At 55.6% G+C, this 19,800-nt stretch carries 19 protein-coding genes; 9 read left to right on the forward strand and 10 right to left on the reverse strand.

Going from position 1 to position 19,800, the window contains the following annotated elements:
* Positions 1-100: 100 nt before the first annotated feature.
* The 3 genes from prc to KGP24_RS13965 all read right to left on the reverse strand — a co-directional run bounded on the left by prc (position 101) and on the right by KGP24_RS13965 (position 3,449).
* Positions 101-2,149, reverse strand: a complete 2,049-nt coding sequence (gene prc, locus KGP24_RS13955; protein ID WP_223560837.1) for a carboxy terminal-processing peptidase — start codon at positions 2,147-2,149, stop codon at positions 101-103.
* A 19-nt stretch (positions 2,150-2,168) separates the two neighbouring features.
* A complete protein-coding gene (proQ, locus tag KGP24_RS13960; protein WP_014884292.1) occupies positions 2,169-2,855 on the reverse strand; it encodes an RNA chaperone ProQ in 687 nt (228 codons plus the stop codon).
* A 96-nt stretch (positions 2,856-2,951) separates the two neighbouring features.
* Positions 2,952-3,449, reverse strand: a complete 498-nt coding sequence (locus KGP24_RS13965) for a GAF domain-containing protein (RefSeq protein WP_008500476.1) — start codon at positions 3,447-3,449, stop codon at positions 2,952-2,954.
* A 132-nt stretch (positions 3,450-3,581) separates the two neighbouring features.
* Between KGP24_RS13965 and yebS the strand changes: the two genes are divergently transcribed.
* From yebS to KGP24_RS13985, 4 genes are all read left to right on the forward strand, one after another.
* A complete protein-coding gene (gene yebS, locus KGP24_RS13970) occupies positions 3,582-4,865 on the forward strand; it encodes a membrane integrity lipid transport subunit YebS (protein WP_223560838.1) in 1,284 nt (427 codons plus the stop codon).
* Complete coding sequence (locus tag KGP24_RS13975) at positions 4,834-7,467, forward strand: PqiB family protein (RefSeq protein ID WP_223560839.1); 2,634 nt, start codon at positions 4,834-4,836, stop codon at positions 7,465-7,467. Before yebS ends, KGP24_RS13975 begins: the two co-directional genes overlap by 32 nt.
* A 77-nt stretch (positions 7,468-7,544) precedes the next feature.
* The gene (rsmF, locus tag KGP24_RS13980) at positions 7,545-8,987 is read left to right on the forward strand and encodes a 16S rRNA (cytosine(1407)-C(5))-methyltransferase RsmF (protein ID WP_223560840.1); all 1,443 of its coding nucleotides are present in this window, start codon (positions 7,545-7,547) and stop codon (positions 8,985-8,987) included.
* 106 nt (positions 8,988-9,093) lie between these two features.
* Positions 9,094-9,333: a YebV family protein gene (locus KGP24_RS13985; RefSeq protein ID WP_008500472.1), complete on the forward strand. Its 240-nt coding sequence runs from the start codon at positions 9,094-9,096 to the stop codon at positions 9,331-9,333.
* 34 nt (positions 9,334-9,367) lie between these two features.
* Here KGP24_RS13985 and pphA read toward each other — a convergent pair whose 3' ends face one another.
* On the reverse strand, positions 9,368-10,012 hold the full coding sequence (gene pphA / locus KGP24_RS13990) for a protein-serine/threonine phosphatase (RefSeq protein ID WP_223560841.1): 645 nt from the start codon (positions 10,010-10,012) through the stop codon (positions 9,368-9,370).
* Between the two features lie 166 nt (positions 10,013-10,178).
* On the opposite strand from pphA, the gene KGP24_RS13995 reads away from it, so the two are divergent.
* The gene (locus tag KGP24_RS13995; protein ID WP_194399519.1) at positions 10,179-11,120 is read left to right on the forward strand and encodes a VirK/YbjX family protein; all 942 of its coding nucleotides are present in this window, start codon (positions 10,179-10,181) and stop codon (positions 11,118-11,120) included.
* Between the two features lie 406 nt (positions 11,121-11,526).
* Here KGP24_RS13995 and KGP24_RS14000 read toward each other — a convergent pair whose 3' ends face one another.
* Genes KGP24_RS14000 through yobA form a run of 3 tightly spaced genes read right to left on the reverse strand, consistent with a single transcriptional unit; the run spans position 11,527 to position 13,124 of the window.
* A complete protein-coding gene (locus KGP24_RS14000) occupies positions 11,527-11,865 on the reverse strand; it encodes a YebY family protein (RefSeq protein WP_047652312.1) in 339 nt (112 codons plus the stop codon).
* A 16-nt stretch (positions 11,866-11,881) separates the two neighbouring features.
* Positions 11,882-12,751, reverse strand: coding sequence for a copper homeostasis membrane protein CopD (gene copD / locus KGP24_RS14005; RefSeq protein ID WP_223560842.1), 870 nt, complete (start codon positions 12,749-12,751; stop codon positions 11,882-11,884).
* Position 12,752: 1 nt separating this feature from the next.
* Positions 12,753-13,124, reverse strand: a complete 372-nt coding sequence (gene yobA, locus KGP24_RS14010; protein WP_223560843.1) for a CopC domain-containing protein YobA — start codon at positions 13,122-13,124, stop codon at positions 12,753-12,755.
* A 137-nt stretch (positions 13,125-13,261) separates the two neighbouring features.
* Between yobA and KGP24_RS14015 the strand changes: the two genes are divergently transcribed.
* From KGP24_RS14015 to exoX, 3 genes are all read left to right on the forward strand, one after another.
* On the forward strand, positions 13,262-13,492 hold the full coding sequence (locus tag KGP24_RS14015; protein WP_028018646.1) for a DNA polymerase III subunit theta: 231 nt from the start codon (positions 13,262-13,264) through the stop codon (positions 13,490-13,492).
* Positions 13,493-13,602: 110 nt separating this feature from the next.
* Positions 13,603-14,253: a carbon-nitrogen hydrolase family protein gene (locus KGP24_RS14020; protein ID WP_223560844.1), complete on the forward strand. Its 651-nt coding sequence runs from the start codon at positions 13,603-13,605 to the stop codon at positions 14,251-14,253.
* Positions 14,254-14,277: 24 nt separating this feature from the next.
* A complete protein-coding gene (gene exoX / locus KGP24_RS14025; protein ID WP_045355977.1) occupies positions 14,278-14,940 on the forward strand; it encodes an exodeoxyribonuclease X in 663 nt (220 codons plus the stop codon).
* Here exoX and ptrB read toward each other — a convergent pair.
* Together ptrB and KGP24_RS14035 are read right to left on the reverse strand one after the other, a co-directional pair.
* Positions 14,937-16,997: an oligopeptidase B gene (gene ptrB / locus KGP24_RS14030; protein WP_223560845.1), complete on the reverse strand. Its 2,061-nt coding sequence runs from the start codon at positions 16,995-16,997 to the stop codon at positions 14,937-14,939. The genes exoX and ptrB overlap by 4 nt on opposite strands.
* A gap of 85 nt (positions 16,998-17,082) precedes the next feature.
* The gene (locus KGP24_RS14035) at positions 17,083-17,733 is read right to left on the reverse strand and encodes a tellurite resistance TerB family protein (RefSeq protein ID WP_223560846.1); all 651 of its coding nucleotides are present in this window, start codon (positions 17,731-17,733) and stop codon (positions 17,083-17,085) included.
* Positions 17,734-17,903: 170 nt separating this feature from the next.
* On the opposite strand from KGP24_RS14035, the gene purT reads away from it, so the two are divergent.
* Positions 17,904-19,082 carry a formate-dependent phosphoribosylglycinamide formyltransferase gene (gene purT / locus KGP24_RS14040; protein WP_223560847.1) on the forward strand — a complete coding sequence of 393 codons (1,179 nt, stop codon included), beginning with the start codon at positions 17,904-17,906 and terminating at the stop codon, positions 19,080-19,082.
* Between the two features lie 42 nt (positions 19,083-19,124).
* Here purT and kdgA read toward each other — a convergent pair whose 3' ends face one another.
* Positions 19,125-19,766, reverse strand: a complete 642-nt coding sequence (gene kdgA / locus KGP24_RS14045) for a bifunctional 4-hydroxy-2-oxoglutarate aldolase/2-dehydro-3-deoxy-phosphogluconate aldolase (protein WP_134350674.1) — start codon at positions 19,764-19,766, stop codon at positions 19,125-19,127.
* Positions 19,767-19,800: the final 34 nt, after the last annotated feature.

Below are 19,800 nucleotides of genomic sequence, written 5' to 3' on the forward strand. Positions count from 1 at the left end.
AAGTCACCAGAAAGACACAACTTTACACAATTGGAATCTGGCTGACGGAAGGATGCAGAACAAAAAGAAACAGGCACAATTGCTTGTGCCTGTTGGGGGGTTATTTTGCCGGAGCGGGCTGTACGGCAGGCTTCTCTTTTTCCTGATTCGCCAGGTCGAGAGCAATATGCACCGTCTCGTCCAGATACGGATCCGGCTCCTGGTAATCTTTTGGCAGATCATCCAGTTTCTTGAACAGAGGCTTACCTTCACGCTTGAAGCGATCGTTGATACGCGCCAGGCGGGTTGCATCTTCTTCGTTGTTCTCTTTCTCACGCTGTGCGTAGTTCAGAGAAACGATATTCCGCTTATCTTTCAGGGCATTGAACCGTGCAATGTCCTTCATGATGTACTGGAACTCCGGATCTTTCGCGATGCGGTCGTTATGCGCTTTCAGCAGTTCAGGGCCAAATTGCTTCATATCACCCGCTTTCACGTAGGTAGCAGCATTGATGCTGTCCCACGGCAACGCGTTATCTTCAAACTTCTCGCCGGTTTCCGTCTCTTCCGTGCCTGTCGGCATGATGATGTCCGGCGTTACGCCCTTACGCTGCGTACTGCCGCCGTTCACGCGGTAGAATTTCTGGATGGTGTACTGAACCGAGCCCAGCGCAGGCCATTCCGGACGCAGCATCTGATCGTAAATGCGATTCAGAGAGCGATACTGCTGAACGGTGCCTTTCCCGAAGGTTGGCTCACCGACGATCAGCGCGCGGCCATAGTCCTGCATTGCAGCGGCAAAGATTTCAGACGCGGAAGCACTGAAGCGGTCAACCAGGACCACCAGCGGGCCTTTGTAGTAGACCACACCGTCGTTGTCGGCATCTTCACGCACTTTGCCGTTGTTATCGCGCACCTGAACCACAGGACCAGATGGAATGAACAGACCGGAGAGTGAAACCGCTTCCGTCAGCGCCCCGCCGCCGTTACTGCGCAGGTCGATGATAATGCTGCTGACGTTCTGCTTTTCAAGCTTCTGCAGCTGAACTTTCACATCGTCAGTCAGCCCTACGTAGAAGCCAGGAATATCCAGGACACCGACCTTCTCTTTACCCACGGTTTTCACCGACATTTTCACCGCGCGGTCTTCCAGACGGATACGCTCGCGGGTCAGGGTAACGATACGGGTTTTGGTGCCTTTACCGGCAGGCAGAATTTCCAGACGAACCTTGCTGCCTTTCGGACCTTTGATCAGCGCAACCACGTCATCGAGACGCCAGCCGATCACGTCGACCATGTTCTGGCCGGTTTGTCCTACGCCCACAATGCGATCGCCTACGCTAATCGCTTTGCTTTTGGATGCAGGACCACCCGCGACCATCGAATTGATCACCGTGTAATCATCGTCCATCTGCAGCACCGCGCCGATACCTTCCAGAGACAGGCTCATCTCGGTATTGAACTGTTCGGTGTTGCGTGGAGAGAGGTAGTTGGTGTGCGGGTCGATTTCATGCGCAAAGGCCGTCATGGCCAGCGAGAAGACATCCTCACTGTTGGTCTGCGCCAGACGCCGAATGGCAAATTTGTAACGACGCGTCAGCGTTTCACGGATCTCTTTTTCGTCTTTTCCGGTCAGCTTAAGGCTCAGTTCGTCGTATTTAACTTTACCGTCCCACAGCGCATTCAACTCGGCTTCATCTTTCGGCCAGGGTGCTTTACTGCGATCCAGATTAAAGGTGTCAGTACCGGTGAAGTCCATCGGACGTTCCAGCACTTTCAGCGCGTACTGATAGCGTTCAAAGCGGCGCTTTTGCGACAGGTTATAGAGATCGTAGAACAGATCCAGCTTGCCTGAACGCAACTCGTCACCCACCTCGGATTTGCGCTTAGCGAACTGCTCGACATCGCTGGCGAGCAAAACGTTATGGCTGTAATCCAGCAAGTTCAGATAGCGGTCAAAGATTTTGGCCGAAAAGGCCTGATCGAGATCGAACTGACGATAGTGCGAGCGGGTAAAACGTGAGGTCACGCGCTCGCTCACCGTCGCGTGCTGCGTCTCTTCCTTGAGTACCGGAATTTGATCAACACGCGTGATATCGTCCACTGCAAAAGCGTGACCTGTTATGGCAAACAGGCCCGCGAGCGCGGTGAGCTTAAAAAAAGTGTTCATGCCAGGCTTGGCCTCCGTTTCAGAACAACAAGTGTTCTGCGCGTACAATCATTGACATACCAGAAGTCAGCTGTACACGAACGCCATCTTTGGTGATTTCCAGTACGGTGGCGTCCATAGCATTGTTACCCGCTTTTACCTTCAGTGCCTGACCTACGCTCAGGGCGTTAATGTCAGAAACCGGCGTATGGCGCGGCTCTTCACGAGGAGCACGCGGGGCTTTTGCTGCTGGTTTGTCTGCACGCGGTTTGCGATCGTTATTATCGTGACGGCGCGGCGCAGGGCGTGGTTTACGCTCACGACGAGGCGCTTCTTCCTGGCCGTTTGCCGCTGCGGCTTCGCGTTTTTTCGCCTGCTGTTCTGCACGTTGTGCCTGAACGCGTGCTTTGGCTTCTTCAAGCTGCTTACGCGCGTGCTCAACGTGCTGCTCGTCCAGCTCACCACACGGGTTGCCGTCGAGATCCACGCGGGTCGCGCCAGGTTTGATACCGTACAGGTAGCGCCAGCTCGAAGTATAAAGACGTAAGGCGGAACGCAGCTGAGTTTTGCTGAGGTTCATTTCCCCTTCAACACGCGCCACCAGATCCTGAAAAATACCGACTTTCAGGGGACGAGCTTCACCTTCCGCGCTGAAGCACTGCGGGAAACGCTCGGCCAGAAATGCGATAACTTCTTTACTGCTATTCAACTTAGGTTGATTTTCCATGAAATTTCCTGATTACAACGGACGTTGCCAACAAGCGCAGGCATGAACAGGCGTCATTATAATGACGCTATCAGTAAATGCTACGTTATCCGTTGATTATCCTGCGACGCTCGCAAAGAATTTTTGATAATCGGTTGCAGCGAGTACGTTTTCCAGATTCGCCACCAGCTCGCGCAGCCCCTGTTCGTCCTCGGTTGTAAAGCGACTGAAGACCGTACTGTCGATATCCAGAACGCCAATAATCTGATTTTTGACCACCAGCGGCAGAACGATTTCAGAATTACTGGCAGCATCACAGGCGATGTGCCCGTCAAACGCATGAACGTCTTCCACGCGCTGGACCTGATTCTCGGCCACCGCCGTGCCGCATACGCCACGCCCTACCGGAATACGCACGCAGGCCAGTTTGCCCTGGAACGGACCGAGCACCAGCGTTTCACCTTCCAGGAGGTAAAAACCGGCCCAGTTCACGTCAGAGAGACGTTCAAACAGCAATGCGCTAGTATTTGCCAGAGTGGCTAAGAAGCTGGTCTCACCCGCCATCAATGCCTTAAAATCGCGGTTTAGATCCGCGTAGAATTCTGTTTTGTTCATTATTCAATCACTTAGTTGTCTTACAAATTTACCGCATAGCCTATTAAAATAAGCATTAAATGCGCTCATGCTCAAGATGAATCCGTTCATGAGTTATTATAACTTTCAACAATACTTATTTGTGCGCAGCTGATGGCCTTAAAAACAACCAAAATTACGCCGACAAGAAAGATAACTGTCCATACGGTAAGCGAAGCTTTGCCACGTGCACATTATCAGCGTTGCCCCCAGTGCGATACGCTTTTTATGTTGCCGAAGATGAAATCGCACCAGAGTGCCTTTTGTCCCCGCTGCGACGCTAAAATTCGCGATGGCCGCGACTGGTCGCTAACCCGCCTCGCCGCCATGGCCGTCACGATGCTGCTGCTGATGCCCTTCGCCTGGAGCGAACCGCTGCTGAAACTCTACCTGCTTGGCGTGCGCATTGACGCCAACGTGCTGCAGGGTATCTGGCAGATGACCCGTCAGGGCGATCCCATCACCGCTGCCATGGTGCTGTTCTGCACCGTTGGCGCGCCGCTGGTGCTGGTCGCCGCCATTGCCTATCTTTGGTTTGGCAATATTCTCGGCATGAACCTTCGCCCCGTGCTGCTTATGCTGGATAAGCTCAAAGAGTGGGTCATGCTGGATATTTATCTGGTCGGCGTCGGCGTTGCATCCATAAAAGTCCAGGACTACGCCTTTTTACAGCCCGGCATCGGACTCTTTGCTTTCATCAGCCTGGTATTGCTGAGCATCCTGACTTTGATCCACCTGAACGTTGAACAGCTCTGGGAGCGATTTTATCCTCAGCGCCCCGCCACGCGTCCTGATGAAAATCTGCGCGTCTGTCTGGGATGCCACTACACCGGATTGCCCGACGCGCGAGGACGCTGCCCGCGATGCCATATTCCATTAAGACTGCGGCGCAACAACAGCCTGCAAAAATGCTGGGCGGCGCTGATCGCCTCCCTGGTGTTTCTGATCCCCGCCAATATGCTGCCGATTTCCATCATTTACGTGAATGGCGGGCGTCAGGAGGATACTATCCTCTCCGGGATTATCTCCCTTGCGCACAGCAACGTCGGGGTGGCGGCGATCGTCTTTATTGCCAGTATCCTGGTTCCCTTTACCAAAGTGGTTGTGATGATTACCCTGCTCATCAGCATTCACTTAAAGTGTGAACAAGGTTTACGGACCCGAATTCTGCTTCTACGGTTCGTCACCTGGATTGGCCGCTGGTCAATGTTAGATCTGTTCGTGATTTCGCTGATGATGTCGCTCATCAATCGCGATCAGTTACTTGCTTTTACAATGGGACCCGCGGCTTTTTATTTCGGCTCTGCGGTGATATTGACTATTCTTGCTGTGGAATGGCTGGATAGCCGCTTACTTTGGGATGCACATGAGTCAGGAAACCCCCGCTTCGCCGACTGAAGCGAGAATTAAAACAAAACGCCGCATTTCACCATTCTGGCTGCTGCCCGTCATCGCCCTGATGATTGCAGGCTGGCTTATCTGGACAAGCTATGAAGATCGCGGGAGTACGGTCACCATTGATTTCCAGACCGCCGACGGCATCGTCGCCGGGCGAACGCCCGTTCGCTTCCAGGGGGTTGAAGTGGGTACGGTTCAGGACATCTCCCTTGGAAAAGGGCTGAACAAGATTCAGGTGCGGGTCAGCATTAAATCTGACATGCAGGATGCCCTGCGCAGTGAAACGCAGTTCTGGCTGGTGACGCCGAAAGCCTCTCTGGCCGGCGTGTCAGGGCTGGATGCGCTCGTCGGCGGTAACTATATCGGCATGATGCCGGGTAAAGGCGAGCCGCAGGATCACTTTGTGGCTCTGGATACCCAGCCAAAGTACCGTCTCAATAACGGCGATTTGATGATCCATCTCCAGGCCCCGGACCTCGGTTCGCTGAACAGTGGCTCGCTGGTCTATTTCCGCAAAATCCCGGTTGGCCGCGTTTACGATTACGCGATCAACCCGAATAAACAGGGCGTCACCATCGACGTGCTGATCGAGCGTCGCTTCACCAATCTGGTGAAAAAAGGCAGCCGCTTCTGGAACGTCTCCGGCGTGGATGCGGACCTCAGCCTGAGCGGTGCGAAAGTGAAGCTGGAGAGTCTGGCCGCGCTGGTGAACGGTGCCATTGCCTTTGACTCCCCGGAAAACTCGAGCCCTGCCACCGCAGATGACACGTTTGGATTGTACGCAGACCTGGCGCACAGCCAGCGCGGCGTGATCGTCAAACTCGCCCTGCCCGATGCCAAGGGGCTAAAAGCGGGTTCAACACCGCTGATGTATCAGGGGCTGCAGGTCGGCCAGCTCACCAAAATGACGCTCAACCCGGGCGGCTCGGTCACCGGCGAAATGACTGTCGATCCGAGCGTGGTCGATCTCCTGCGCGAGAAAACGCGTATCGAAATGCGCAGTCCAAAGCTCTCTCTGAACGATGCCAGCCTCAGTACGCTGTTGACCGGCAATACCTTTGAGCTCATCCCCGGTGAAGGTCAGCCCAGCAATAGCTTCGTGATTGCCCCGGCGGATAAAGCCCTGCTGCAAAAGCCGGGCGTCGTGACGGTTACGCTCAATGCGCCAGAAAGCTATGGGATTGAAGCCGGTCAGCCGTTAATTTTACACGGCGTGCAGGTGGGACAGGTGCTGGAGCGTAAGCTCTCCGCGGATGGGGTGCAATTCTCCGTCGCCATCGATCCGCAGTACAGCGACCTGGTGCACGGTGACAGTAAATTCGTGGTGAACAGCCGTGTCGACGTGAAGGTGGGTCTGGACGGCGTGGAGTTCCTCGGCGCCAGCGCCAGCGAGTGGGTTAACGGCGGTATCCGCATTCTGCCCGGCGATAAAGGCCCCGTGCGCGATAGCTATCCGCTGTATGCCAACCTGGAGAAAGCGATTGAAAACAGCCTGAGCGATCTTCCTACCACCACGCTGACGCTAAGCGCCGAGACGCTGCCGGACGTACAGGCGGGATCCGTGGTGCTGTATCGCAAGTTTGAAGTCGGAGAAGTGATTACCGTTCGCCCGCGTGCCGACGCGTTTGATATCGAACTGCACATCAAGCCGGAGTATCGCAAGCTGCTGACGCCAAACAGCGTCTTCTGGGCCGAAGGCGGCGCGAAAGTTCAGCTTAATGGTAACGGGCTGACCGTGCAGGCCTCCCCGCTATCACGCGCGCTGCGCGGGGCGATTAGCTTCGATAACCTCAGCGGCGCAGGCGCGAATCTGCGCAAAGGTGACAAGCGTATTCTCTTCCCGTCCGAAACCGCTGCACGTGCCGTGGGTGGACAGATTACCCTGCACGCCTTTGATGCCGGTAAGCTGGCGGAAGGTATGCCAATCCGCTATCTGGGCATTGATATTGGGCAGATCCAGAAGCTGACGCTAATTACCTCGCGCAACGAGGTGCAGGCCACCGCCGTGCTGTACCCGGAATATGTGCAGACCTTCGCCCGCACGGGTTCGCGATTCTCGGTGGTGACGCCGCAGATTTCGGCCGCGGGCGTCGAGCATCTGGATACCATTTTGCAGCCGTACATTAACGTTGAACCCGGCCAGGGCAATGCCCGTCGTGATTTCGAGCTGCAGGAAGCCACGATCACCGACTCGCGCTACCTTGGCGGCCTGAGCATCGTGGTGGAAGTACCGGAAGCCGGCTCGCTGAGCATCGGCACGCCGGTCCTGTTCCGCGGCATTGAGGTCGGTACGGTCACGGGCCTGACGCTCGGGACACTTTCCGACCGCGTGATGGTGGCGCTACGCATCAGCGAACGCTACCAGCATCTGGTACGTAATAACTCGGTGTTCTGGCTGGCATCCGGCTACTCGCTGGACTTCGGCCTGACGGGTGGCGTGGTGAAAACCGGCACCTTCAACCAGTTCATTCGCGGCGGTATAGCGTTTGCCACGCCGCCGGGCACGCCGCTGGCGCCGAAAGCGCAGCCGGGTAAACATTTCCTGCTGCTCGAAAGCGAACCGAAAGAGTGGCGTGAATGGGGAACCGCCCTGCCGCGTTAATCTGCAAGGCTCCGGTGTCAACGCACCGGAGCCTTTATGTTACACTGCGCACCTGAACTTTTCCCTGTGGTGTGCCCGTGGCTCAAAACTCCGTATTTCTTCCTGAACTATTCCTGGCGCAGATGCGCGAGGCGCTTCCTTCTCACCTGTCGTTAGACGATTTTATCGCCGCCTGCCAGCGTCCGTTACGCAGAAGTATTCGCGTCAACACGCTGAAAATCAGCGTCGATGATTTTCTGGCGCTGGTCTCGCCGTACGGCTGGCAGCTTACGCCGGTACCGTGGTGCGCCGAAGGGTTCTGGATCGAACGCGATGACGAAGCCTCACTGCCGCTGGGCAGTACCGCTGAACATCTGAGCGGCCTGTTCTATATTCAGGAAGCCAGCTCGATGCTGCCCGTGGCCGCCCTGTTCGCCGATGGCAATGCGCCTGAACGCGTGATGGATGTTGCCGCGGCGCCCGGCTCAAAAACTACGCAAATTGCCGCCCGGATGGGTAACAACGGGGCGATCCTTGCCAACGAGTTTTCCGCCAGCCGCGTGAAGGTGTTGCATGCCAACATTAGCCGCTGCGGTATTCATAACGTTGCCCTGACCCACTTCGACGGACGCGTGTTTGGCGCCGCCCTGCCGGAAGCCTTCGATGCCATTCTGCTGGATGCCCCCTGCTCCGGCGAAGGAGTGGTGCGTAAAGATCCCGATGCGTTAAAGAACTGGTCCGTGGAAAGCAACCTTGAGATCGCCGCCACGCAGCGAGAGCTGATTGATAGCGCATTTCACGCCCTGCGCCCTGGCGGCACGCTGGTCTATTCAACTTGCACCCTAAATCGCGATGAAAACGAAGATGTTTGCCTGTGGCTGAAAGCACAATATCCGGATGCGGTTGAGTTTCTGCCGCTGAACGATCTGTTTGCCTCGGCACATGAAGCCGTCACGCCTGAAGGTTTCCTCCACGTGTTCCCGCAGATTTACGACTGCGAAGGGTTCTTTGTGGCGCGTCTGCGTAAAACGCAGGCCGTTGAGCCCCTGCCCGCACCTAAATTTAAGGTCGGCAACTTCCCGTTTGCCCCTCTTAAAGGTCGCGATGCGGCACAGCTTGAAGCCGCCGTCAAAAAGGTTGGGCTGGTCTGGGATGAGAGCCTGCACCCCTGGATGCGTGATAAAGAGATATGGCTGTTCCCGGCACAGATCGAGCCGCTCATCGGAAAGGTCCGTTTCTCCCGAATCGGCATCCGCCTGGCGGAAGTGCACAATAAAGGGTATCGCTGGCAGCATGAGGCCGTTATCGCCCTTGCCGGACGCGAAAATACCTTTGCCCTGACGCATCAGGAAGCGGAAGAGTGGTACCGTGGTCGCGATGTCTATCCGGACAGCACGCCACCAGGCGATGAGGTAATTGTGACGTATCAGGGATACCCGCTCGGGTTGGCGAAAAAGGTTGGCTCAAGGCTGAAAAACAGCTATCCGCGCGAGCTGGTTCGGGATGGACGACTGTTTACCGGTAACGATCGCACGGCCTGAAAAAAAGCGCATTTTTTTACTGGCGATTTTGCTCTCCTTGTCTACGATCAAAAATGGGTGGCCGCACTGGTCATACCAGATTTTGACAACCGACCCGGAGAGCACTATGACGAAAACCAGCGTGCGTATTGGCGCTTTTGAGATCGACGACGCAGAGCTGCGCGGCGAAGCACAAGGCGATCGAACGTTAAGTATTCCCTGCAAATCCGACCCGGATTTGTGCATGCAGCTCGATGCATGGGATGCAGACACCAGCGTCCCGGCAATACTTGATGGCGAACATTCTGTCCTTTACCGTGAGCATTACGATAGTAAAACCGATGCCTGGGTCATGCGTCTTGCCTGACCCAAAGAGAACCCGCCCGAAGGCGGGTTATTTATTACTGCAGCTGCGCCAGCGTAAAGTAACCATCGAAAACAGCCCCCGTATCAATGTAGTGGAGATTGTCAAAATCATACCTTCTGTCGACGGGCGTATGTCCGAACCAGAAATGATCCGCACCGCTGATGCCCTCTCCTTTGCCCACCATAAATCCCATTAGCCTGTCGCGGTTCCATAAGACGCGCTGGGCGCTAACCGGTTTTTGCCACCGGTATTCCGCGGCCGGATAATCAGCATGGGCAATCACGTTCAAACCGTTCGCACAGGTTATCTCGATGATATGCGGTAAATCGCGACAGGCGTCGAGCAACGACAGGGCAAGCTGTTGCTGGTCGCGTTCAAGATGCGAAAACCATATTCCGCCATTTATCGTCCAGAGAGAAAAATCGTTATTATCCAGACCGTCGAGAGCCATTTGCTCATGGTTTCCCCGCACGGCACGAAACCATTTTTCATGAATTAACTGCAGGCATTTAACGCTATCAGGACCACGATCGATCATATCTCCGACTGAAATAAGTAAATCCTCATACGGGTTAAAGTGACGGCGTTTAAGCTCATCCATAAGCCACTGGTAACAACCGTGTATATCGCTGACAACCCAGACGTGACGCCACATCCCACCTTCAATTCGCTGATACATAGAACCTCCTTTAAACAGTATAGCCGCCGCAGAAAAGGCGACAGACAGGCGCGGTCATCACGAAGTCAAACAAACGGTAAACCAAACAGAAATAAAGATCCTCGCGCTATTAATCCCTTTTTCCTGGCTCTTTAGAATAAGGGTAGAAAAAAAGAGGGGTCTTCACGTGTCTAATACGCACCTGCATAACGATGTTTTTTATCCGCATCGCACAAATATTATTTCCGAACTGGTGAACGGCAAACGCGTGCCGGGGCCAATCTGGCGGAAACGCGAATATCGTCTGAAGTTCCTTTTACGCTCGCTTCTGTTCTGGTCTTCTACGCATCGCATGCTGGAAGCCCTTTCCGGGCGCGACGATTTCGACAAACTGCTGGCCTCTCAAATTACGTTGCCCAGCAAGACCCACCGGCAGTATCTGATGCGCGGCCTAACGGCTAACGATCGCGCCGACGCTATTGTTAGCCATTATTACTGGATTGATAGCCTGAGAGAGAGCGGTCTCGCCCAGGCCATGACCAGCCCTCAGGAGCAACCCGTTGCGCATTTCCATGCCAAAGACGGTGTTATCTATACGGTCAATGCGTCCTCTGCGGGAAAAGCCGAGCGTGAAGGCGAAAGCACGCTGTGGCTACGCGACAGCGAGGATACGCTGCTGGCCAGCCTGACCTTTAGCGTCGCGCGCAGCAATGGTCAGCAGGTCATGGTCATTGGCGGGCTTCAGGGACCCCGTCGCAGCGTATCGAGAGACGTTATTAAGCAGGCCACCCGCGCCTGTCACGGCCTGTTCCCTAAGCGCGTGTTGATGGAAGTCCTCTTCCAGCTGGCTGCGCAGTCATCTGTCCGGGCGATTTTTGCCGTCAGCGATGAAGGACACGTTTTCCGCGCGTTGCGATATCGCCTGAGTAAAGGTCGCCATTTCCACGCCAGCTACGATGAATTTTGGGCATCTCTGGACGGTAAAAAACTTTCAAGCTTCTGCTGGCAACTGCCGCTGCAAATGGAGCGTAAATCCCTTGAAGAGATTGCCAGTAAAAAACGTGCCGAATATCGCCGTCGCTTTGAGCTGCTCGATGAAATAGAGGCATCGGTTAAATCACACTTCTAGACCCCGCATGCGCTTTCCTGTATTACACACGAAAATTTAACAAAACAGGCAAAAAGGGCTGGACTACAGCATGCCGTAGTGTGTTATGTTTTAACCAGACGTACAGGACGTGCACTGCAGAAGTGAGACAACGAAAGGATTAGCCTTTTACTTTCATGCAGATAAAAAGAGACCGAATACGATTCCTGTATTCGGTCCAGGGAAATGGCTCTTGGGAGAGAGCCGTGCGCTAAAAGTTGGCATTAATGCAGGCTAAGTCGCCCTGCCTTTTAAGAATAGATGACGACGCCAGGTTTTCCAGTCCACAGCTAAAGCGGTCGGAAAAAAAGCGCCAGAGCATCATTAAAAGTGAAAAACCGCAGTGCTTTCGCAAGCATCTGCGGTTTTTTTATTGGAAACCCGAACGTTAGCAGAGCTTGTCGGCGCGCTCGATAAACGGTGCCAGACTCATTTTTTGGCCCGGATGGGACGGGTCATCGATCTGAATAATGCTAATCGGCTGGCCGCTGCTCTTGCCGCTGGCTACCTGCTGCTCTGCGGTATCATTCAGCGGGTATTGCACCAGCGTGCTCGGGTTAATCGCATACAGCGCATGGCCTGGACGGCAGGTCAGCATTACCTCTTCGCGATTGAACGCCCATTTGTCTTTACCCACTTCAAAACGGCTCACGGTGATAACCTGCGGTGCGGCAAGCGCGCTCCCCGTACAGGCCAGCAATATGAGAGAAAGTACTGTCTTTTTCATATGATATTTAACCTTGTCAGAAGGGTTCCCAGGTGGCGAACAGACTGACCGTTGCCAGCACCAGCGCCCCCAGCACCACTTCTGCCTGTGTCATCCTGATAAAAATCTGTTGTGCTCGCCCGCTCTCCGGACGAAACCGTGGCACCAGAAAATACCGATTTGCCAGCGCAATTACCACCATCAACGCCACCAGCGCACATTTGAACAACAAAAACTGTACGTAGCCAGCCTGCCAGGGAATATCCAGTCCCAGTATCATGAGTGCATTTATCACCCCGGTGAGCAGCACGCCCGCTACGGCGTAATGGCCCACGCGCGAGAAGCGCATCATGGTAAAGATGGCGGCATTCTGCCAGCGCCCCTTCGCCAGACGCATGCAGAACAGCAGAGGCAGTAATCCGCCAAGCCAGGTTGCGGCGCAGATCAGGTGAAAAGCATAATTAAGACGCTGCAACGCCCCCACCGGACCGTCATTCATCGCCGCGTGCCCTACCCCAGCCAGCAGGATAAGCTGTCCCATTGCGAGCAGCAGCAGCCGCGAACCTTTCAGCGGCGCGAGCCATGCTGCACTGACCGTCAGCGCAGCGAGAATCATCTGCCACAGCCAGACGCCGCCAAACCGGGTCCCCATCACGCTGTACCAGACCGGTGGAGCAAACACATCTCCCCAGCCGTTACCCATTAATCCGCCCTGCAGCATAAACATCAGAACTGCTGCTGCCAGGCTCGCCAGGGCCGCCACTTTCTGCTGCGACTGAAAACGCCGGGACATAAGACGGTGGAGAGACGAAGGCGCAAACCAGACGCCGTAAAGGGCATTGCCAAACACCAGCATCAGCGCCCCGAAATGGATAAAGCGTAATCCGATATAACACAGCGCCAGCATACTATTTCACGCTAAAGCGATAGCTGCCTGTGGTTTTATGTCCGTCCACGGAGACCACGTGCCAGTCCACCCGGTAAGTTCCTGACGCCAGCGTTTGTTCCAGCGGAACGGTGAGCTGAGCCTTGTTCTTTTCGTCGCGCATAGCGGTTCCCGTTTTGATGACCTGCTTTTGCGCATCCGTTACCACCACACCGCTAAAACCAGGTTCAATACCTTCCGAAAAATTTAGCGTTAGCGCCTGCGGCGCGGTCACTACGCTGTCTGCTGCCGGGCTCTGCTGTTTAAGATGTGCATGTGCCAGCACGGAGGGCGTCATCATTGTCGAGGCCACAAAAACCAGTGCGCATACCGCGCGGGAAGCGGAGAAACCCATCTCAATCATTCCTTTTTGTTATGTCTGTATGCTAAAGAATAACGCTGTATAATAAACGAGTCGAGGATCATCCTGCCTCCGCTTGTCATCATCGTGCAATCGCGGTAACGTTGCCGCCGCATAATAAGGAGAAGGTAATGAAGATTAATCTGGCCACCCTTCCGCAGGACGAGATGGATAAAGTGAATGTCGATCTCGCTGCCGCAGGCGTCGCGTTCAAAGAGCGTTACAACATGCCCATTGTGGCTGAAGTCGTGGAACGGGAACAACCCGCCCATCTGCGCGACTGGTTTCGCGAAAGATTAATCGCCCACCGCCTTGCCTCGGTCAACCTCTCCCGTTTACCGTACGAGCCTAAAGTTAAATAAGCTTAACGAGTCATTACACTTTCTTACGCGGAATCTGGCAGGATAAGAAAACCCTGAATAATTTAGGTGTATTCTTAAAACTCTGCGACTCAGTGTATAAGGAAGTCACGATGTCACATTGGAATATTGCGGCAGCCCAGTATGGCGGGCTGCATCAGAGTGTGGATGACCATGTTACGCACCACCTGCGCTTCATCGCCGAAGCAGCACGGCAGCGCTGTGATTTGCTGGTCTTCCCTGAACTCTCATTAACGGGTTCTGGCGCGCCGACGCTACCTCCCCCGCCCGATGACGCGCAGCTGGAGCCGCTGCTTAACGCGGCACATTTTTACCAGCTTACCGTTATTGCGGGGCTCCCCCTGGAACAGGATGGGCAGTGCCAGAAAGGCCTTGTGCTGTTTTCGCCCGCTCGCCATCGCATTTTGCGTTATCCGCAAGGGCGCGGAGCCAGCCTGGTTCCGGGGGATAAACACCTTAGCATCATTGATGCGCATGCCGATTCCCCCAATCTCGATCCCAGGGCAACGCTTGTCACCAGCTGCCAGTCGGTGGGGGATAATCGCTGGCGACAGTCCATCAGTAACCTGCAGCGCTTCGCGCATAAATATGCTATTGCGGTGCTGATGGCGAACGCCTGCGGCGGCAGCGCGCTGTGGGATGAAAAAGGCCAGCTGATCGTCCGCGCGGATCAGGGCGAGCTTCTGGTGACCGGCACCCTCGGCGGAGAGGGTTGGCAAGGCGATATCATTCCTTTAGGCTAGGCGTTTTAAGCTCAGGAGTTTTCAATGCTGCGCGTCATCGATACCGAAACTTGCGATCTTCAGGGCGGAATTGTGGAAGTGGCCTCTGTCGACGTGGTTGATGGTAAAATCGTCAACCCAATGAGCCATCTGGTGCGCCCCGATCGCCCCATCAGCCCTCAGGCGATGGCTATCCATCGCATTACCGAATCGATGGTGGCGGATAAGCCGTGGATCGAAGAGATCATTCCCCACTACTACGGTAGCCCGTGGTACGTCGCGCATAACGCCAGCTTTGACCGCCGGGTGTTACCTGAAATGCCGGGGGAATGGATTTGTACCATGAAGCTGGCACGTCGTCTCTGGCCGGGGATTAAATACAGCAATATGGCGCTGTATAAATCCCGCAAGCTCAGCGTTCGTACCCCTGAAGGGCTTCACCACCACCGCGCCCTGTATGACTGCTATATCACCGCAGCGTTACTGATTGATATTATGAATATCTCCGGCTGGACGCCGGATGATATGGCGACGATCACCGGACGCCCCGCGCTACTAACTACGTTTACCTTTGGTAAATATCGCGGGAAGCCGGTGTCCGAGGTGGCGGATAAAGATCCGGGCTATTTGCGCTGGCTGTATAACAACCTCGACAGAATGAGCCCGGAGCTGCGCCTGACGCTAAAGCACTATCTGGGCGAAGCTTAACGCTCCGCACGGCCTGGCAGCGTGTCCTGCGCCAGGCCTATCAGAAAGGCATATTCAAGGGCAACCCCTTCGTACGATTTAAACCGTCCCGATTTCCCCCCGTGTCCGGAATCCATGTCGGTACACAGCAGCAGCAGATTGTCATCGGTTTTCAGCTCCCGCAGTTTCGCCACCCATTTTGCCGGCTCCCAGTACTGCACCTGAGAATCATGCAAACCGGTGGTGACCAGCATATGGGGATAGGCTTTCGCCTCTACGTTATCGTACGGGCTGTACTCTTTCATATAGCGGTAGTACATCTCATCCTGCGGATTTCCCCACTCTTCAAATTCCCCGGTCGTCAGCGGAATGGATTCATCGAGCATGGTCGTGACCACATCGACAAACGGAACCTGCGCGACAATCCCCTTAAAGCGTTCGGGGCGCTGGTTGATCACCGCTCCCATCAGCATTCCCCCCGCGCTTCCGCCCATTCCAAAGCAAAGCTGCGGATCCCCGTAGCCCTGATCAATCAGCGCATCGCAGACGTCGAGGTAGTCATTGAAGGTGTTTTTCTTTTTCAGGAATTTCCCGTCTTCATACCAGTGCTGCCCCAGCTCACCGCCGCCGCGAATATGGGCGATGGCGAAAACAAAACCGCGATCGAGCAGGCTTAATCGGCTGCTGCTGAAATCGGCGTCCATGCTTGAGCCATACGAGCCGTAGCCGTACACCAGGATCGGGTTTTTGCCTTTCTGGAAATAGGCTTTGTGATAGACGAGCGAGACAGGGACCTCGACGCCATCCCGGGCGGTAACCCACAGGTGCTCGCTGCGGTAGTTTTCGGACTCAAACCCTTTTACCTCGGTCTGTTTAATCACCTGACGCTGCCCGGTATCCATATCCAGCTCAAACAGGGTGTCCGGCGTGGTCATGGAAGAGTAGCCGTAGCGCAACCGCGACGATTCGGGTTCAGGGTTGAAACCAATCCACGTCACATAGGCCGGGTCGTCGAACGCAATCCCCACAACTTCCCGGGTTTTACGGTTGATTTGCCGGATACTGGTCAACCCGCGCTGACGCTCTTCCACTACCAGCCAGTCGGTAAACAGGGTGAACCCTTCGAGCATCACCTGATCCCGCGCGGGGATAAGCACCTCCCACTTGCGCTCATCGCGCACTTTGGTTTTATAGAGACCGAAGTTTTTGCCCTCGCGATTGGAGCGCAAATAGAAGCTGTGCTGGAAGTGATCCAGGCTGTACTCGTGATCCTTGCGGCGAGGCAGGAAACAGAGCGGCTGGGCATCGGGCAGTTCAGCATCCAGCAGCAGAACTTCCGACGTCGTCGCGCTGGCAAGGAAGATAATCACATAGTGGCGTGAGGAAGTTTTATGCAGGCTGACATAAAACGTTTCGTCTTTCTCTTCATAAACCAGCTCGTCGTCAGCGGAGTCCGTTCCCACAGTATGTCGCCACACCTGGTAAGGCAGCAGCGTCGACGCGTGCTTTTTGACGTAGTAAACCGTCTCGGAATCGTTCGCCCAGACAAAATCCGGGGAGACGTTTTCCAGCATTTCCGGATACCAGTTACCGGTCTCCAGATTGCGAAACCGCAGGCCGTACTGGCGGCGGGAGAGGTAATCCTCCGCCAGCGCCATCACCGCGTTATCCGGCGAAATGGACATGCCGCCAAGCGTATAAAACTCGCTGTGGGCCGCGCGCTGGTTGGCATCCAGCAGAATATCCCACGCATCCCATTCGGCGCTCAGGACCGACTGACGCTGGTAGATGGGATACTCGTTGCCGGGCTCGTAAATATGCCGGTAGCGATAGCCGTTTTTGGTCCAGGGCGCGGAGATATCGCGCTGGGGAATACGCTGCACCATTTCATTCAGCAGCTGGTCCTGAAGCGTCTGCTGGCTGGACATGACCTTGCGGCCATAGTCGTTTTCCGCGTGCAGGTAGTCGAGTACGTCTGGCACGGAACGTGAATCGTCCCGCAGCCAGTAATAGTTGTCTATACGCGTATCGCCATGCATGGCGATCGCGTAAGGAGTACGTCGGGCTTTCGGTGGCATGTCATCATTCTTTTAAGTTCTACACCCTATAAGGTTGGCAAAACCCACGCATGATGCAAGCGAAACAACGTCGCGGCGGCGACGGCTATCCCTGTAGCGCCTGTTTTTGTTCCCGGATATCTCGCTCAATTCCCTCGCGCACGTCCTGAGGGATCTTTAACGCATCGCCGAGGGCGTTAAGGTAGCTCCGCTCCATAAAATGATCGATATCGATGGCGGCGCAGCTGAGGAAATAGAGCTCCAGCGCCTCTTCCTCATTTTTCACGCTTTGGGCAAGACGCTGCGGATCGAGCGGCTGTTCAATCGCCTGCGCCACCAGTGTTCTGCCCTTCTCTTCAACGCCTGCTTCACGCAGCTGCTGTTCGATCGCCATTCGTTCTTTATCGTCAATATGCCCGTCACTTTTCGCGGCAAAAACCAGCGCAAGGATTAGCCGTTCGGTACGCAGATCCAGCGGCGAGGTGTGCTCGCCATAATGCGGTTCATCGCTGTGCGCGGTCCTGACCCTGTCCTTGTATTTATTCCACAGGACGGTGCCCGCAATGGCGCCTCCGCCAGCCAGCAGCGCACCTGTGCCGTACTTTGCCAGGAGCTTGCGCGAGGATTTATTCGCGACCAGCAGGCCTGCCAGCCCGCCGAGCGCCCCGGGTACTAGCAGTTTACTGAGGCCCCGCTCGCCGGAAGACGATGTTTTCTGCCCTAACAGGGATTGCAGTTGATTTAACCAGCCAGACATGGTTTCCCTCACTTAACGGTGAACATGTTCCACAGCGTAAGCGAGAAGGCGTCAGGAAATGTCTGGGCGAGCTAAAGAAGCGCAAATTTCTGCCTCCCCGTATAGCCGTGCACAAGACAGACGCAAACGTTTTCGTTTATACTGCGCGCAACTTTTTTAGGGGGATTGTTATGATTCGTTTAGGAACTGCGCTGCGACCTGCGGCGACGCGAGTGATGCTGTTGGGATCGGGCGAGCTGGGGAAAGAGGTCGCCATTGAGTGCCAGCGTTTAGGCGTGGAAGTCATTGCCGTAGACCGTTACGCCGACGCACCCGCCATGCACGTCGCCCACCGTTCTTATGTGATTAACATGCTGGATGGCGATGCCCTTCGCGAGCTGATTACGCGCGAGAAACCCGATTTTGTCGTACCGGAAATTGAAGCCATTGCCACAGATACGCTGATCGCTCTGGAGCAGGAGGGCCAGCGCGTGGTGCCCTGCGCGAAAGCCGCAAAGCTGACCATGAACCGCGAAGGCATTCGTCGCCTGGCAGCGGAAGAGCTGGGATTGCCCACCTCAAGCTACCGTTTTGCTGGCGATAAGGCCTCATTCCTGAAGGCCGTCGAGGAGATTGGTTATCCGTGCATCGTTAAGCCGGTGATGAGTTCCTCCGGAAAAGGACAGAGCTTTATTCGCGACAGCAGCACCCTGGATAACGCCTGGGATTATGCCCAGCAGGGTGGCCGTGCCGGCGCCGGTCGCGCGATCGTCGAAGGCGTCGTGAAGTTTGATTTTGAAATCACCCTGCTGACCGTCAGCGCCGTTGACGGCGTCCATTTCTGCGACCCGATTGGCCACCGTCAGGAAGATGGCGATTACCGCGAGTCCTGGCAGCCGCAGCAGATGAGCGCCCTGGCGCTGGAACGTGCTCAGGCGATCGCCCGTAAAACCGTCCTGGCGCTGGGCGGCTATGGCCTGTTCGGCGTGGAGCTGTTTGTGTGCGGTGATGAGGTGATTTTCAGCGAAGTCTCCCCTCGCCCGCATGACACCGGCATGGTCACTCTGATTTCGCAGGATCTCTCCGAGTTCGCCCTGCACGTGCGCGCGTTCCTCGGCCTGCCCGTCGGCGGTGTGCGTCAGTATGGCCCGGCCGCCTCGGCGGTGATCCTGCCGCAGTTAACCAGCCAGAACGTCACGTTTGATAACGTCGACGGGGCGGTGGGTGCAGGATTGCAGGTACGTTTGTTCGGCAAGCCGGAGATCGACGGAACCCGTCGTCTTGGCGTGGCATTAGCCACCGGGGATAACGTTGACGACGCCGTGGCGAGAGCGAAAGCGGCCGCTGCAAACGTCAAGGTTGCAGGATAAAAAAACGGGCCTTACGGCCCGTTTTTTCATGCGGCGAATGGCTTATTGCTTCGCGCCTTCAACCGCTTCACGAGCCAGTCTGGTAATGCGATCCCAGTCGCCCGCTTCCAGGGCATCCGCCGGAACCAGCCATGAGCCACCGATGCACAGCACGCTTTTCAGCGCCAGGTAGTCACGGTAGTTGGCAGGAGAGATACCGCCCGTCGGGCAGAAGCGTACCTGAGAGAAGGGACCCGCAATCGCCTGCAGCGCCTTGGTGCCGCCGTTCGCTTCAGCCGGGAAGAATTTGAACTCTTTCAGACCGTAGTCCATGCCCAGCATCAGTTCAGAGACGGTGCTAATGCCCGGGATCAGCGGAATGGTGCCTTCGGTGGCGGCTTTCAGCAGCGGCTCGGTCAGGCCAGGGCTAATGGCGAACTGCGCGCCCGCTTCGGTCACTTCTGCCAGCTGCTGCGCGTTGAGAACGGTACCCGCACCGATGATGGCGTCCGGCACTTCTTTGGCGATAGCGCGAATAGCGTCCATCGCGCAGGCGGTGCGCAGGGTCACTTCCAGAACGCGAACGCCGCCCGCAACCAGCGCTTTCGCCATCGGTACTGCGTGCTCCAGCTTGTTTACCACGATAACCGGCACGACAGGGCCAGTGGTCAGGATTGCTTCTGCACTTGTTTTCCAGTTTTTCATCAGAGTTTTCTCTCGCCAGATCGTTAAAATCAAG

Source organism: Enterobacter sp. JBIWA008 (genome assembly GCF_019968765.1).
Classification (GTDB): Bacteria; Pseudomonadota; Gammaproteobacteria; order Enterobacterales; family Enterobacteriaceae; genus Enterobacter.